Here is a 15,663-nt window from a genome sequence, read left to right on the forward strand (position 1 = left end):
AGGTGCCGCAACGCGAAACCCCCGTCGATGATCTCGACGGGGGTTTGCTGCCCTCGGGGCGATTGTGGCTGGGGCCGGGGTCGAACCGGCGACCTTCCGCTTTTCAGGCGGACGCTCGTACCAACTGAGCTACCCAGCCACGAGGCTTCTTACGAAACCTCAGCGGTCCTGACGGGATTTGAACCCGCGGCCTCCACCTTGACAGGGTGGCGAGCACTCCAAACTGCTCCACAGGACCAAGTGTGACGTACGACAGTGTCGCACACCGTACTGCGTGCCCCCAACGGGATTCGAACCCGTGCTACCGCCTTGAAAGGGCGGCGTCCTAGGCCGCTAGACGATGAGGGCTATCGGCCCGCCTGGGCGCTTCTCAGCGCGTCGGGGACGTGAGAAGCATATGGGATGGCGGGAGGGATCGCCAAAACGGTTTATGGAGACGGGGTGGGGGACGGGGTCGGAGACGGGGTGGCTCCCGGCTGGTTCTCCTCGACCAGGTGGCGGCTGACCTCCGCCGTCGTCAGGCCCAGGCCGCCCAGCCTGATCGCGTCCCAGGCCTGGAGGCGGCGGGTGTCCCGGTCGAAGTAGAGGATCGACGCCTCGATCGGGTCCGGGTGCTCGCCCTCCACCGCGCGCAGGCCGCTGCCGCCTGTCGAGCCTTCGATGCGCAGCCGGGTGCCGTACCGCATGACCTCCATTTCCTGGTGGTGCACATGGCCGGCCAGGACCAGGGGGACCTCGCCGTCGGTCTGGCGGGCGGCCGGCGGCTCGTGGGCGATGGCCACGTCCACGGGGGTGCCGGCGGCCCGCTGGTCGCGCAGGGCCGAGGCCAGGCGGGCGCCGGCCAGTTCCTGGGAGGCGTCGGCTCCGGGTTTGTTGGTGCGGTCGGGGGTGAACTGTGGGTCGCCGATGCCCGCGAAGCGCAGGCCCGCGATGGTCGTCGCCCGGCCGTCGTCCAGGACGTGCACGTTCTTGAGGCCTTCGAGGTAGCGCTGGGTGATCAGGGAGTCGTGGTTGCCGCGGACCCAGACGTACGGGGCGCCCAGGTCCTCGATGGGGTCCAGGAAGCCGTTCTCCGCTGCTGTGCCGTGGTCCATCGTGTCGCCGGAGTCCACGATCACGTTCACTTCGTACTGCTCCACCAGCGAGGCGATGATCTTCCAGCTGGCCGGGTTCAGATGGATGTCGGAGACGTGCAGGACGCGGATGGTGGTGGGGGCCGGCTGGTAGGCGGGGAGCGTGGAGGTGGCGTCGTAGAGCTTTGTCACGTTCGTCACCAGGCGGGCCAACTCCTGCTGGTAGACGTCGAATTCGGTGACGATGCTGCGGGCGTCGCCGACCAGGGAGGGGGCGGAGGAGAGCAGGCCGGAGAACCTCGGTTCCAGGACGGACTTGGGGTTCCAGGTGGCGTACGCGGTCACCCCGGAGGCGGTGAGCAGGGTGAGGGCGAGGCCGCCGGCTGCCAGGGCCCGGCGCGGGCGGCGGTAGACCGCGAGGCCCAGGGCGGTGGCGCCCGCGACCACGGCCACGCAGGAGCGCACCGCCAGGTCGAGGGCGCCGTGGCCGACGTCCTGGGCGACCTCGTCCTGGAGGCCGGAGAGGCGCTCGGGGTGGTCGACGAGGGCCTGGGAGCGGTCCGGGTCGAGCTGGTCGACGTTCACGTCCAGGCGGACCGGGGCGATGTGGCTGTCCAGGTGGAGGGCGCCCAGCGGGGAGACGTTGATCTTCGTGCCGCCGGCGAGGGACGGGCGCAGGGTCATCGTCGTGTCCATCGGGCCGACCGGGACGCGCACGTTGCCGACGACCAGCAGACCGAGCCAGGCGCCCAGCAGGACGACTGTGATCAGACCGAGGGCGCGGATCCAGGGGTTGTGGGGCTGGGAGACGAGTTCGACCGCGGGGTGAGGGCGGGGGCGGCGCGGCCTTCGTATGCGGGTGATCGTGTTCAGGACTGCGGCTGGGACGCGGGCCATTGGTCCCCTATGCCCGTGTCCGGGGGTGGATATGCGGGGCCGTGCGGGTCGTAACGGGGCGCTCCTGCGGCTCTCGTACGGGGGTGTCGTACCGGACAATGGGCCTGTGCTGGAGATGACGCGCGAGGAGTTCGAGGAACTGGTCGCCGAGGCGCTGGACCGGATTCCGCCGGAGCTGACGCGGCTGATGGACAACGTCGCGGTGTTCGTGGAGGACGAGCCGCCGGTGGACGATCCCGAGTTGCTCGGGCTGTACGAGGGGACTCCGCTGACGGAGCGGGGCGAGTGGTACGCCGGGGTGTTGCCGGACCGGATCACGATCTACCGGGGGCCGACGCTCAGGTTCTGCGGCTCGCGGGAGGACGTCGTCACGGAGACCGAAATCACTGTTGTGCATGAGATTGCCCATCATTTCGGGATCGATGACGCGCGGTTGCACGCCCTGGGATACGGATGACCGTGCGCGTGTCCTCTTGTGGGCGGCGGGAGTTGGGCATGTTGACTCCTTCACCCTCCCCGGAGGTGGCTGCCTGTGCGCCCCTTGCTCGTACCCGTCCGCCTGGCCGCCACCGTCGTGGCCTTCACTGCTGCCGCCGGCTGTATGAGCGTGGGTGACGACGACGGAGGGCGGGCCAGGCCGTCGCACTCGGCGGGGCAGCGGGGCGGTGCGGCGCCCGGCGGGGGGTCGGTGGGGCCGGACGGTGGCGCCGGGCACGGAGAGGCCGCGGGCGGGGCCGAGGACGGGCGCGGCAAGGGCGGGAAGGGGCGCGGCACGGCGAAGCCGGGGGAGTCGGCCTCGCCGTCGGGGTCGGCGGACGTGCCCGGGGCGAGTGCGTCGGCTTCGGTGCCGGGCGGGCCGGGGCGGACCGTGGGGCCCGGGGGTCCCGTGCCGACGCCTGCGCCGCCGAGCCCGACGCGGACCACTCCGGCGCCGGAGCCGCCCCCGCCGTCGCCGGAGCCGTCGGCGTCTCCCGAGCCGACGGTTGCCGAGCCGTCGTCGTCGGCGCACGAGGAGCCGAGGCCGCAGCTGGTGCACCGTGAGCCGGCGCCGGAGGCCGGGGCGCCGGCGTAGGTACAGGTCCTAGGGCCGCTGGGCTGGGGATATGGGCTCGGTTTGCCATGGGGGGTGGTGGGTGCGTATGGTGGTAGATCGTTTGATCCCATTTGCCCGGCGCCAACGCAGAGCGCGCCGTGTGGCGCGTACTCTCCCTTGCCGTGGCGGACCGCATTGAGGCGGTCGTATTGCGAATCACGGAGTTGACGGGCGCGTGCCGACGAGACTCCGGAAGGTTTCGCATACGCATGTCCATTTCCAGTACTGATCACGTCGTCGTGCCCGAGAACGAGGCCGTCGAGGAAACCCCCGAGCTGACCTTCGCGGACCTCGGCCTCCCCGAGGGTGTCGTGCGCAAGCTCGCGCAGAACGGCGTGACCACCCCCTTCCCGATCCAGGCGGCGACCATCCCGGACGCCCTGGCCGGGAAGGACATCCTCGGCCGTGGCCGCACCGGCTCCGGCAAGACCCTCTCCTTCGGTCTGCCGACCCTGGCCACGCTGGCCGGCGGTCGCACCGAGAAGCGCAAGCCGCGCGCCGTCATCCTCACGCCGACCCGTGAGCTCGCCATGCAGGTCGCCGACGCGCTGCAGCCGTACGGGGACGTCCTCGGGCTGAAGATGAAGGTCGTCTGCGGCGGTACGTCGATGGGCAATCAGATCTACGCCTTGGAGCGCGGCGTCGACATCCTCGTCGCCACCCCCGGTCGCCTCCGCGACATCATCAACCGCGGAGCCTGCTCCCTCGAGGACGTGCAGATCGCGGTGCTCGACGAGGCCGACCAGATGTCCGACCTGGGCTTCCTGCCCGAGGTGACGGAGCTGCTCGACCAGGTTCCGGCGGGCGGTCAGCGGATGCTGTTCTCCGCGACGATGGAGAACGAGATCAAGACCCTCGTCGACCGATACCTCAACGACCCCGTCTCGCACGAGGTCGACGCGGCGCAGGGCGCGGTGACGACCATGTCGCACCACATCCTGATCGTGAAGCCCAAGGACAAGGCGCCGGTCACGGCGGCCATCGCCTCCCGCAAGGGCCGCACCATCATCTTCGTCCGCACCCAGCTCGGCGCCGACCGGGTCGCCGAGCAGCTGCGCGACGCCGGTGCCAAGGCCGATGCGCTGCACGGCGGTATGACGCAGGGCGCGCGCACGCGGACGCTGGCGGACTTCAAGGACGGCTACGTCAACGTCCTGGTCGCAACGGATGTGGCGGCGCGCGGCATTCACGTCGACGGCATCGACCTCGTCCTGAACGTCGACCCGGCCGGCGACCACAAGGACTACCTGCACCGGGCCGGCCGTACGGCGCGCGCCGGGCGCACCGGCACCGTCGTCTCCCTCGCGCTGCCGCATCAGCGGCGCCAGATCTTCCGGCTGATGGAGGACGCGGGCGTCGACGCCTCGCGGCACATCATCCAGGGCGCGGGTGCCTTCGACCCGGAGGTCGCCGAGATCACTGGTGCCCGTTCGATGACCGAGGTGCAGGCCGAGTCCGCGGGCAACGCGGCGCAGCAGGCCGAGCGTGAGGTCGCCCAGCTCACCAAGCAGCTGGAGCGGGCGCAGCGCCGTGCCGCCGAGCTGCGCGAGGAGGCCGACCGGCTGGTCGCCCGGGTTGCGCGCGAGCGGGGTGAGGACCCCGAGGCGGCGGTGGCCGAGGCGCAGGCCGCGGTGGCGGAGGCCGTCGAGGTGTCCGTGCCCGAGCAGCCGATGGCGCGGGACGTGGACCGGGCCGAGGCTTCGTCGTCGTACGAGCGTCGTGAGCGGCGTGAGGAGCGGGGTGACCGTGGTGGCTTCCGTCGTGATGACCGGGGTGACCGTGGTGGGCGTTCCTTCGAGCGGCGGGACGACCGGGGCGGGTTCAACCGGGACCGCGACCGTGGCTTCGAGCGCCGGGACGGCGAGCGTGGTGGCTTCCGTCGTGACGACCGGGGTGACCGTGGTGGGCGTTCCTTCGAGCGGCGGGACAACGACCGTGGTGGGCGTTCCTTCGAGCGCCGCGATGGTGACCGGGGCGGCTTCCGCCGTGACGACCGGGATGACCGTGGTGGGCGTTCCTTCGAGCGGCGGGACAACGACCGTAGTGGGCGTTCCTTCGAGCGCCGTGACGACCGTGGTGGCTTCCGTCGCGACGACCGCACCGCCGGTCGCCGTGACGAGCGCGGCGGTCACCGCGGCAGTGACCGTCCGTTCAACCGGGACCGCCAGGGCGACCGCCCGGGCTTCCGCACCGGCGGTCACGAGCGTCCGTACGGCCGCCGCGACGACCACCGTGGCGGCGGTTCCTTCGGTCGCCGCGAGGACAAGCCGCGCTGGAAGCGCAACGGCTGACGTCCGTAGGCAACTGAGCCACTGAGCTGTGAGCGCCGTGGCCCCATCCTTTTGCCGGGTGGGGCCACGGCGCTTTTCTGATGCGCCTGTTGTAACAAGCTGTGACGCATGTCACGCCCCTGGCGAGGGAATCGCTGGGGGCATGACAGATGACGCCATACGCAGCGCGCCGCCCTCGGACGAGGAGCGGCTGGCCCAACTCGGCTACCAACAGGTGCTCGCCCGCCGGATGTCGGGGTTCGCCAACTACGCCGTCTCCTTCACGATCATCTCGGTCCTGTCCGGCTGCCTGACCCTGTACCTGTTCGGCATGAACACGGGCGGCCCGGCGGTGATCACCTGGGGCTGGGTCGCCGTCGGCCTGATGACGCTGTTCGTCGGCCTGTCGATGGCCGAGATCTGCTCCGCCTACCCGACCTCCGCGGGCCTGTACTTCTGGGCCCACCGGCTGGCGCCCCCGCGCTCGGCCGCCGCGTGGGCGTGGTTCACGGGCTGGTTCAACGTGCTCGGCCAGGTGGCGGTGACGGCCGGCATCGACTTCGGGGCGGCATCCTTCCTGGGCGCGTACCTGAACCTGGAGTTCGGCTGGGAGGTCACCCCCGGCCGGACGATCCTGCTCTTCGCCGGCATCCTCCTCCTGCACGGCCTGCTGAACACCTTCGGCGTGCGGATCGTCGCGCTGCTCAACAGCGTCAGCGTGTGGTGGCACGTGCTGGGCGTCGCGTTGATCGTCGGAGCGCTGACCTTCGTACCGGACGACCACCAGTCGGCGTCCTTCGTCTTCGGCGAGTTCGTCAACCACACGGGCTGGGGCAGCGGGGCGTACGTGGTGCTGCTGGGGCTGCTGATGGCCCAGTACACCTTCACCGGCTACGACGCCTCCGCCCACATGACGGAAGAGACCCACGACGCGTCGACGGCCGGACCGAAGGGCATCGTCCGTTCCATCTGGACCTCCTGGATCGCCGGCTTCGTGCTGCTGCTGGGCTTCACCTTCGCCATCCAGTCGTACGAGGGTGCCCGCACCTCGCCGACCGGTGCGCCGCCCGCGCAGATCCTGCTCGACGCGCTCGGCGCGAGTGCCGGCAAGCTGCTCCTGCTGGTGGTGATCGGCGCGCAGCTGTTCTGCGGGATGGCGTCGGTGACGGCCAACAGCCGCATGATCTACGCCTTCTCGCGCGACGGCGCGCTGCCGTTCTCGCACGTGTGGCACACGGTGAGCCCGCGCACGCGGACGCCGGTCGCGGCGGTGTGGCTGGCGGCCCTGGGCGCGCTCGTCCTCGGCCTGCCGTACCTGATCAATGTCACCGCGTACGCGGCGGTGACGTCGATCGCCGTGATCGGCCTGTACATCGCGTACGTCGTCCCGACACTGCTGCGGCTGCGGAAGGGGCCGGCGTTCGAGCGGGGGCCGTGGCATCTGGGCCGGTGGTCGACGGTGGTCGGAGTCGTGGCGGTCGCCTGGGTCGGCGTGATCACGGTCCTGTTCATGCTGCCGCAGGTCTCCCCCGTCACCTGGGAGACCTTCAACTACGCTCCCGTCGCCGTCCTCGTCGTCCTGGGCTTCGCCGCGACGTGGTGGCTGGCGTCGGCACGGCACTGGTTCCTGAACCCCGCCCATGAACGCACCGTCGCCCGTGAGGCGGCGCGTTCCGGGACGCCCGACCCCGTCGATCCGTAACGGTCGGGGTCGCCTCTCCCACCCCGACGAGGCCGTGTCCCGGATACCCGATCGGCGACACGGTCTCGTCCGGCTATGCTCGGGTAGGCAACATCGCCTGGGCCGTTAGCTCAATTGGCAGAGCAGTGGACTTTTAATCCATTGGTTGTGGGTTCGAGTCCCACACGGCCTACGGGAGAGCCCCCACGTCAGAGGCATTTGGCGCGGGGGCTCGGGCATTTTTCGGGGCCGTGGTGATCGTCGGCTCGCCCCCTGCTCGTCCGAAGCCCAGACCCCCGTCACCCACCCCGGCGTGCGGGGTCACTCCTCCGCGAGCGCGGCGCGGTTGAGTGGAACCTGCCGTAGGAACGTGGTGCGCAGCCCCGGGTCGGCAATGCTGTCCGCCTTGGCGAGGATGCACCGCCGGGCCTCCCGGAGGGCACTGGCCGCGTCGATGTTCCGGCCGACGCCGCTGAGCGCCGCGTAGTGGCGGTAGTAGACCTCCTCGGTGCGGAGCGCGGGCATCGTGCCGCCTGCTGCCTCCAGCAGCCGTACGGCCTCGGTGCTGTGACGTACCGCCGCCACGCCGTCACCGAGGTCCTGCCGGACGAGGGAGAGCAGGCACAAGGCGGCGACCTCGCTGCGCTGGAAGCCGGTGCGGCGGCACTCCCGGGCCGACTCGCGCAGCAGGTTCTCGGCGGTGCCGAGGTCGCGGCCCGTGTAGCGGGGCTGAAGAAGCAGCTCTGCGAGGTAGTTGCGGACCAGGGTGAGGATGCCGTGGTGCGGCCGCTTCTTCAGCAGGGCCCACGCGGTCTCGATCTCGGGGCCGGCGGCGTCGGGTCGGGCGTCCTCGATCCGCGCCTTGCCGAGCAACGCGCGGTTGTACGCCTGGTGGGGACTGTCGGCCGCGTAGCCGCCGAGCAGGTCGATCTCCTGGGTGAGGGCGGCTTCCGCCTCGCCGAACCGGCCGGCGGCGATGAGAAGCTGGCACAGGTAGTTGGTGGACGTGGCGCGCTGGTCGTGCAGGCCCGCCGCAGTGGCTGCCCCATGGGCCTGGCGCAGCAGCCGTTCGCCGGTGTCGAAGTGGCCGAGGTCGAACTCGGCCACGCCGCGTACGCAGTCGAGCTTGGCGATCCGCAGCGTCCAGTGCGCGAAGGCCGGCCCCGTCGTATCGGGGCCGTGGCGCTCTGCGATCCGTTCCGCGATCCGCTGGGCCTCAGCCAACAGGGTGGCGCCCTTGGTGATGGACCGGCCGACCGTGTGGTGGCCCTGAAGCGTGAGGGCATCCAGAAGCAGCAGGTCATCACCTGCCTCCTCGGCCAGCCGGGCAGCCTCGGCGAAGGCGGCGACGGCCTGCCCGAGCCCATCGGAGCCGACCAGATGGCGGCCCCTGAGCAGGGCGGCAACAGCCCGGGAACGCTGATCTCCCGCGGTCGCTGCGACCTGCCCGGCCTCGTCGACCAGGTCGTCATGGGCCAGTTCCGGCTCGGCTCCGGTGCTGCCGCCGGTGGACCACCACAGCTCGGAGGCATCCAGCAGGAGCCGGATGGTGTCCAGCCTGAGCGCAACGGCGGCGGGGTCTCGCGCCGTACGCAGGCCGGGCAGCAGGTTCCGGGCGCCACGCACGGCATCCCGGTAGTGGCCTTCGGCAAAGGCACGCAACGCCTGGCTGTGCTGGTGGAAGGCCTCGTCGGCGACGGGCATGCAGGTTCCTTCCGCTCGGGACCGCCCCTTCAGGAGCTGCCGGTCGAAGGGCTCCCCGTGGTGCGTATCCGCTCGGCGACGGAACGGAACCACTCCGGGGGACACAGGTCGGGGTTGCCGGCGACCAGTGCCGCGCAGCGTTCGAGGTGCTGGGCGACAAGTGCCTGGTCGCCGGCCCGGTGGGCCGCAAGGGCGTCGCACAGGGCAGCGGCGGCGCGTTCGTCCTTGGCACCGCAGCGCCGGTAGGCGGAGAGCGCTTGTCGGGCTGCGGTCTCCGCATCCGCTGACCTGCCGATACGCCACAGTGTCCAGGCCCGGTTGAAAGAGCACAGCGCCTCCGGGCGGGGCATGTCGCCCTGGGTGCTGACAGCCAAACCCGTGTCGAAGGCGTCCAGGGCCGAGGCCGGCTCACCGGTGCCGACCCGGGCGATTCCGAGGGAGTTCCACGCGAAGCCCAGACCCTCGGGATTGCCGGACTCCTCGTAGGCGACGATCGCGTCCCGGACGGCGTCCGCTGCTCGTGGCCAGTCCTGCATGGTGACGTAGGCGCAGGCCAGGGCGTCGCCCTCGCGGGCGCGGACGACGGGCAGGCCGGTGTCGCGGGACAGCCGGGTCAGTTCGGCCGCCACGTCGAGGCCGAGATCGGGCCGGGTGGCATAGCTGTGGGACAGGCTGAGGCCGAGAAGGGCGTGGGCCTGCTCCTCGACCATGCCGAGTCCGGCGGCGATGTCGGCGGAGCTTCTGTACCGCCGGACAGCGTCCTCGAGGCGTCCTTCGGTGCGGTCCATGTCGCCGAGGAGGAAGAGGATCCGTTGCAGGCATGCCTCGTCCTGCGGGCCGGTGGCCAGCGTCTCGGCCTCCCGAAGCAGTTCGGCCGCCCTGCTCAGCGGCCCGATGAGGAAGTAGGCGTGTCCGTAGGCGACCAGATACGCCAGGCGGGCCTCGCGCTGGGTCAACCGCCCGGTGAGGCTCGTGCAGATCGAGAGCACCGCGCCGGCCGAGCCCTGCCACACCAGGAAGTCTGCGAACCGGTCCAGGAGCAGTGCGGCTTCGTCGTAGTCCCCGGCCTGCATGCGGTGCTCCAACTCCCGCCGCTGCAAGGCGACGTCCGGCGGGCTGCGCCACTCCTCCCGGGGCTTGGCGGAACGGGCGTACCAGTCGGCGGCGCGGCGGTGCAGCCGTCTCGCAAGGCGCGGGTTACGCCGCGCGAGGTCCGCACGGGCGATGTCGGTGTCCATCGGCAACAGGGCGTACGTACGGGTCTGGCGGTCTGCCCTGACCAGGAAGCTCCGCGCCAAGTCAACCAGTACGGAGCGCACCTGGAGGTTCGGGGCCAGAGGTCTGAGCACCCATTCGACGGCTTCGGGAACGACCGGAGTGCCGAAAATCGCCAGTGTGTCCATCACCAGCCGGTGGTCCTCGTCGAGCTGCTGGTAGCGACGCTGGGCCAGTTCATCGACAATGCCGGTCACGGCGGCGGTGTCGCGCAGCCACTCGCGCAGTGAGCGCATGTTGGGGTCGTCCTGGAGGGCACCGGCGATGAGTTCCAGGCCTCTGGGAACGCCGTAAACACGTTCGGCCGTCTCTGCCAGCAGCGCATCGTCGGCGTCCCGTATCCCGCCGCGGCCGTCGGGGTCCAGTTCCCGCAGCAGGTCGACCGAGTCCTGCTCGGGCAGCCCGTCGTACAGGACGATCCGGCGCTCGGCACGCAGGAACTGGGAGGGCAGAGCCAGCGGTACCTGACTGGTGATCAGCAGGCGAGGTCCGCCCTCGTGGGTGAGCAGCGCCTGCACCATGGCCGTCAGCTCTGGTTCCCGGAAATGGTCCTCCTCGTCCAGCAGATCCTCCAGGTTGTCCAGGAGCAACAGCACCTGCAGCGAGGCCAGCGCGTCGAACAGTTCGCTCGCCTTGTCGGCGGCCCGGCGGCCGCTCGCCCATATCCGGTGCAGCCGCTCCGCCTCCTGAACGTCGAGCAGGCGCAGACAGTCGAAGAAGATCCGTTCGAAAGTGATCCCGGTGGTGCGCTGGCCGAAGTACACCACTGCGTCCACTGGTTCGGTACGGGCACCGTCGGGCCAGACGCCCTCGGCGACACTGTTGGCGGCACGGACCGCCAGCAGGCTCTTGCCGATTCCGCGCCGCCCCAGCAGGGTGATGATCCGCACTGCCGGATCAGCGAGCAGGTCGCGGACCCGCGGCAGTTCCGCCGTGCGGTTCTTGAAGGAGTGAATCCCGAACGCGGGACGCTCGTTGAGCGTCCGCGCCCTTCTGCGTCGTGCGAAGCCGTCTGGCCCGGCCATCCCGCCTCCCCCGCCCCGGGAGGTCTGCTGCGGCATGGACCCCCGGTGTCATGATATGAGCACAGGGGGTAGCAGGGCAGATACGGGGGGACATGATGCGTCAGCATTGGGTGGTCTGGGCGGCCACCGGAGTCGGCGCCAGCATGATCATGGGCGGCTGGCTGATGGACGGGGCGGCCTACACTCCCGGCTTTCTGCTGGAGGTCGGCGTGACGCTGCTCCTGGTGATCCCGCTCGCCGTGCTGGAGCGGCGGCTGCGACGCGCCGAAGAGCACACCCAGGCCTTGAATCAGGGACTGGCCCGGATGAACGAACAGGTGCGGCGCACCGCTGAGCAGGTGCGGCAGCTGAGCCGGATGTCGGTCGACGACGGCTACAGCGAGCGGGAGGCCGCGCTGCGGGCAGCCGAGAGCCGCCGAGACCAGCAGTCCGTCCGGCAGGCGCTGCGCGAGGCCCACGCGGTCGGCGCGGTCTCCGCCGGTGGGGTGCGGGTGCGGGCGGAAGGCCCGACCGGCGCCCGGCTGCGCTTCCGAGTCGCGGACGACGCGCCCACGATGGTCGCCGTTCGCGTCGAGGCCGCATCGGGCGACACCGTGACGGCATCGTCGTGGCAGCTGTGGAAACCGGGCGAGAACGAACGGCGGATGTGCCGACGGCTCAACACCGTGGCCCAGGAGATCGGTGCGGACGGCGCAGGCATACAGCGCCTTCCCCTCGATCAACTCGCGGCGCTCCTCCGACTCGCCGTCGAGGCCCACACCGGTGACGGCCGCGACCTCGGCACGGTCGTCGAACTGGCCGACGCGGAATGGGTCGTCAGCGACGACGGCTTGTACGGACGGTCCCGGCCCTACCGCATACCGCGCGACCTCATCACACGCGACCGCGCGGCCGATGCTCTCAGCTCTTATCGCGCCCGCAACGCACCTCTCGCCGATCCCGCCCAACTCGCCGCCGCAGTCGCCGTTGCCCGCACCGCCTACCGCACGGAGCCGACCGCCTGAGCAGAGCAGAGCTCGGCCCGGCCCGCCGCTACGCCGACGCCGCGACCGTCGCCGTGAGTGGCTGCTCGGTCCAGAGGATTTTTCCGGACGGGGTGTAGCGGGTGCCCCACCGGGCGGCGAGCTGGGAGACGATGAACAGGCCCCGGCCGCCCTCGTCCACCGTGCGGGCATGGCGCAGGTGCGGTGCCGCGGCGCCGGTGTCGTGGATTTCGCAGGTCAGGGTGTCAGTGCGGATCAGGCGGAGAATGACGGGGGGTGTGCCGTAGCGGACGGCGTTGGTGAGCAGTTCGCTGACGATCAGTTCGGTCGCGTATGACGTGGTCTCGTCGACGTGCCAGGCGGCAAGGTGTTCGCGGGTGAAGGTGCGGGCCTGCGCCGGGCTCGTCGGGTCGTGGGGCAGTTCGACGGCGGCCGCGTGGTCGGTCGGGAGGGTGCCTGTGCGGGCGAGCAGGAGGACGGCACCGTCGGGGTCGCGGTCCGCGGGGAGGGCGTAGACCGCTGCGTCGCACAGATCCCGAAGCGGGCGGCCGGGATGCGCGACGGCCCGGCGTACGGGGTCGGACGGGTCGGCGTCCTCCGGCCCGAAGGCCCCGGTGCGGAAGGCGAGCACGCTGCCCTCGTCGAGCGGGACCGTGATGGCGGCGAACGGGACGGGCTCGCCCGCGCCCAGGGCGGGACCGTCCGGCAGGTCGGGGAGGAAGGTGTGGCCGTCGGGGCGGACGACCAGGGGGGAGAGGTTTCCGGCGCGGGCGAGCGTGCAGGTGCGCGTGAACGGGTCGTAGACGCCGTACAGGCAGTCGGCTGTGAGGGGCTTGTGGTGCGCGGCGTCGGCGGCCGGGAACTCGGTGCGCTCCGCGGCCAGTCGGGTGACGGTGTCGTCGAGGCGGGCCAGCAGCTCGTCCGGGTCGAGGTCGAGGACGGCGAGGGCGTTGATGACCATGCGCAACTGCCCCATGGTGGCGGCGGTTTCGATGCCGTGGCCCGCCACGTTCCCGACGACGAGTGCGGTGCGCGCACCGGGCAGGGCGATGGCGTCGAACCAGCATCCGCTGTTGCTGCCCGGCACGTGCACATGGGCGGTCTCCAGGGCCGGCGGGCTCGGAACCCGACGGGGCAGCAGATGGCGCTGCACGGTCGACGCGATGGTGTGATCGCGCTCGTAGCGGCGGGCGTTGTCCAGGCTGAGCGCGGCGTGCGCGGCGAGGTCGGCGGCGACGGTGACGTCCCGCTCGTCGTAGGGCTCGGATCCGTGCAGGCGGTACAGGCTGAGCAGCCCGAGCACCGCCCCCTGCAGCGTCAGCGGAACGGTGAGCAGGCTGCGGGCGCCGAATGTCTCGATCAGCAGGGCCTGCGCGGGGTCGGCGGCCAGCCACTCGGTGGCGTCGCTCAGGTCGGCGAGCCGGGGCAGGAGATCGGACAGGCAGCGCGCCTGAGGTGTGCGGTAGGGCGTGCTGCGCACCTCCCCCTCCGGCCGGGGTGGCGTGGTGTCCGCCCCGCATGCGGCCGCGCACCGCAGCGGGACGTCGCGCCCCAGCGGGGCGGGAGGTGGTTCCTCCCCGCGCAGGACGTCGTCCACGACGTCCACCACCGCGATGTCGGCGAACCCCGGTACCAGGGCCTGAGCGCACTGTCGGCAGGTGACCGTGACATCGAGGCTCCGCCCGACGGCCGCCCGGACCGCGGCCGACGCCGCCTCCCGCCGCCGCGTCCGGTCGCGCTCGGTGACGTCCTGCACGGCCACGATCAGGCCGCGGAAGCCTGCGCCGAGATCGTCGAGACCGTCGAGGCGGTGTGCGGACAGGCTGAACGTCCGGCCGGAGGGCGACCCGTCGGCCCGGTGGTACGCATGCTCCAGCAGCAGCGGTGACGAGTCGCCCAACGCCTTCCGCACTTCCCGCTCGACCTCGTCCGCCTTCTCGTCGTACGGCTCACTGGACCACCGCACCCGCAGGTGCTCGTCCAGGACGTACCAGGTTGCGGGGACAAGCGGAGCGGGCGACCCCGGGTCTGCGAAGTCCGACACGCGCTCTCACCACCTCGCCTCCACGATCCGCCACCGGCTGGACCACCGCATCCGGAAGGTGCCACCGAGGAGGGCACCTCGGTGAGCAGTACCAAAAAGTGCAGTACTGGAGGAAATGTCGGACGGTTGTCATTGTTCGCACCGCCGTCCGAGTAGGTGACGCATGACCGAGGCCGAGACCGCTCGGGAAGCCGACGCCTCGCCGCGCCCGGTCAAGTTGTCCCTTCCCACGCTGACCGCGATGGTCGTCGGCTCGATGGTGGGCGCGGGAGTGTTCTCCCTGCCCAGCCGCTTCGCCGAGGAGACCGGCGTCGCGGGAGCGCTCATCGCCTGGTCGATCGCGGGCGTCGGCATGCTGATGCTCGCCCTGGTCTTCCAGACACTCGCGGTCCGGCGTCCCGACCTGGACGCGGGGGTGTACGCCTACGCCAAGGCGGGCTTCGGCGAGTACCTGGGTTTCTTCTCCGCCTTCGGGTACTGGGCGAGCGCCTGTGTGGGCAACGTGACGTACTGGGTGCTGATCATGTCGACCGTGGGCGCTGTGGTGCCCGCCCTCGGTGAGGGCGACACGGTCCTGGCGTTGGTGCTCTCGTCCATCGGTCTGTGGGGGTTTTTCCTGCTGATCCGCCGTGGGGTCAAGGAGGCCGCGGCGATCAACCGGATCGTGACGGTGGCCAAGGTCGTCCCCATCCTGGTGTTCATCGTCCTGGCGCTCTTCTACTTCAAGGTGGACGTCTTCGCGGAGAACTTCGCCGGCGAGGACTACGCCGGCTCGCTGTTCAGCCAGGTCCGCGGGACGATGCTGGCCACGGTGTTCGTGTTCCTCGGCGTGGAGGGCGCGAGCGTGTACTCACGGCACGCCAAGCGCCGGGAGGACGTCGGACGGGCGACGCTCCTCGGGTTCCTGAGCGTCTTCGCCGTCTTCGCGTCGGTGACCATCGTGTCGTACGGAATCATGCCGATGAGCGAGATCGCCGAGCTGCGCCAGCCGTCCATGGCCGGCGTCCTGGAGCACGCGGTCGGCACGTGGGGCAAGGTCTTCGTGAGCGTCGGGCTGATCGTCTCCGTGCTCGGCGCCTATCTGGCGTGGACGTTGATGGCCGCGGAGGTGCTGTTCGTCGCGGCCAAGGACGACGATATGCCGCGGTTCCTGCGCCGCGCCACGCCCGCCGACGTGCCCGTGCCCGCGCTGCTGATGTCCTCGCTGCTGTCCCAAGTGGTGCTGATCGTCACGCTGTTCTCCGAGGACGCCTTCAACTTCGCCCTCAATCTGACCAGTTCGCTTTCCCTGATTCCCTACCTGCTCGCGGCCGCCTTCGCCGCGAAGATCGCATGGCCGCGCCGGCCGCCCGATGCCGGCCCGCGGCGCGGCCGCACCGGCGTTCTGGCCACCCTCTACACGGCCTTCCTGCTGTTCGCGGCGGGGCTGAAGTTCGTCCTGGTGTCCTTCATCCTCTACGCCCCGGCCACGGTCCTGTTCGTCATGGCGCGCCGCGAGCAGAACAGACGCCTCTTCTCACCGCGTGAACTCGTCATCCTCGTCATCTCGGTCGCCGGAGCAGTGATCGGCGTCGTCGCACTGGCAGTGGGCTGGATCCACCTCTGACCCGCCCCCGGG

The 15,663-nt window shown here is 70.9% G+C and carries 10 protein-coding genes and 4 tRNA genes; 7 read left to right on the plus strand and 7 right to left on the minus strand.

Annotated features, from left to right (window positions below):
• Positions 1–65: 65 nt before the first annotated feature.
• From ACFVJQ_RS12830 to ACFVJQ_RS12845, 4 genes are all read right to left on the minus strand, one after another.
• Positions 66–139: transfer RNA gene (locus ACFVJQ_RS12830), tRNA-Phe, on the minus strand.
• 24 nt (positions 140–163) lie between these two features.
• Positions 164–238: transfer RNA gene (locus tag ACFVJQ_RS12835), tRNA-Asp, on the minus strand.
• Positions 239–275: 37 nt separating this feature from the next.
• A tRNA-Glu gene (locus ACFVJQ_RS12840) sits at positions 276–348 on the minus strand.
• Positions 349–428: 80 nt separating this feature from the next.
• Positions 429–1,970: a metallophosphoesterase gene (locus ACFVJQ_RS12845; RefSeq protein ID WP_385783287.1), complete on the minus strand. Its 1,542-nt coding sequence runs from the start codon at positions 1,968–1,970 to the stop codon at positions 429–431.
• Positions 1,971–2,076: 106 nt separating this feature from the next.
• Between ACFVJQ_RS12845 and ACFVJQ_RS12850 the strand changes: the two genes are divergently transcribed.
• The 5 genes from ACFVJQ_RS12850 to ACFVJQ_RS12870 all read left to right on the plus strand — a co-directional run bounded on the left by ACFVJQ_RS12850 (position 2,077) and on the right by ACFVJQ_RS12870 (position 7,207).
• Positions 2,077–2,427, plus strand: a complete 351-nt coding sequence (locus ACFVJQ_RS12850) for a metallopeptidase family protein (RefSeq protein ID WP_385510636.1) — start codon at positions 2,077–2,079, stop codon at positions 2,425–2,427.
• Between the two features lie 75 nt (positions 2,428–2,502).
• Positions 2,503–3,042 (plus strand): hypothetical protein, encoded by a 540-nt coding sequence (locus ACFVJQ_RS12855; protein ID WP_385783290.1) that lies wholly within the window; start codon positions 2,503–2,505, stop codon positions 3,040–3,042.
• Positions 3,043–3,272: 230 nt separating this feature from the next.
• Positions 3,273–5,354, plus strand: a complete 2,082-nt coding sequence (locus ACFVJQ_RS12860) for a DEAD/DEAH box helicase (protein WP_385783293.1) — start codon at positions 3,273–3,275, stop codon at positions 5,352–5,354.
• 142 nt (positions 5,355–5,496) lie between these two features.
• The gene (locus ACFVJQ_RS12865; RefSeq protein WP_385510640.1) at positions 5,497–7,035 is read left to right on the plus strand and encodes an amino acid permease; all 1,539 of its coding nucleotides are present in this window, start codon (positions 5,497–5,499) and stop codon (positions 7,033–7,035) included.
• Positions 7,036–7,134: 99 nt separating this feature from the next.
• Positions 7,135–7,207 (plus strand) — tRNA-Lys (locus ACFVJQ_RS12870).
• A gap of 128 nt (positions 7,208–7,335) precedes the next feature.
• On the opposite strand, the gene ACFVJQ_RS12875 is transcribed toward ACFVJQ_RS12870, so the two are convergent.
• Both ACFVJQ_RS12875 and ACFVJQ_RS12880 read right to left on the minus strand, forming a co-directional pair.
• The gene (locus ACFVJQ_RS12875; RefSeq protein ID WP_385783295.1) at positions 7,336–8,718 is read right to left on the minus strand and encodes a hypothetical protein; all 1,383 of its coding nucleotides are present in this window, start codon (positions 8,716–8,718) and stop codon (positions 7,336–7,338) included.
• A 29-nt stretch (positions 8,719–8,747) separates the two neighbouring features.
• Positions 8,748–11,018, minus strand: a complete 2,271-nt coding sequence (locus ACFVJQ_RS12880; protein ID WP_385510643.1) for a hypothetical protein — start codon at positions 11,016–11,018, stop codon at positions 8,748–8,750.
• 92 nt (positions 11,019–11,110) lie between these two features.
• Between ACFVJQ_RS12880 and ACFVJQ_RS12885 the strand changes: the two genes are divergently transcribed.
• Positions 11,111–12,022, plus strand: a complete 912-nt coding sequence (locus tag ACFVJQ_RS12885) for a hypothetical protein (protein WP_385510644.1) — start codon at positions 11,111–11,113, stop codon at positions 12,020–12,022.
• 28 nt (positions 12,023–12,050) lie between these two features.
• On the opposite strand, the gene ACFVJQ_RS12890 is transcribed toward ACFVJQ_RS12885, so the two are convergent.
• Positions 12,051–14,045, minus strand: coding sequence for a SpoIIE family protein phosphatase (locus ACFVJQ_RS12890; RefSeq protein WP_385783299.1), 1,995 nt, complete (start codon positions 14,043–14,045; stop codon positions 12,051–12,053).
• Positions 14,046–14,208: 163 nt separating this feature from the next.
• Here ACFVJQ_RS12890 and ACFVJQ_RS12895 point away from each other — a divergent pair, with 163 nt between their 5' ends.
• Positions 14,209–15,651, plus strand: coding sequence for a basic amino acid/polyamine antiporter (locus tag ACFVJQ_RS12895; RefSeq protein ID WP_385783302.1), 1,443 nt, complete (start codon positions 14,209–14,211; stop codon positions 15,649–15,651).
• Positions 15,652–15,663: the final 12 nt, after the last annotated feature.

Origin of the sequence: Streptomyces sp. NPDC127197 (assembly GCF_042672405.1) — a bacterium.
Taxonomy (GTDB): domain Bacteria; phylum Actinomycetota; class Actinomycetes; order Streptomycetales; family Streptomycetaceae; genus Streptomyces; species Streptomyces flavusporus.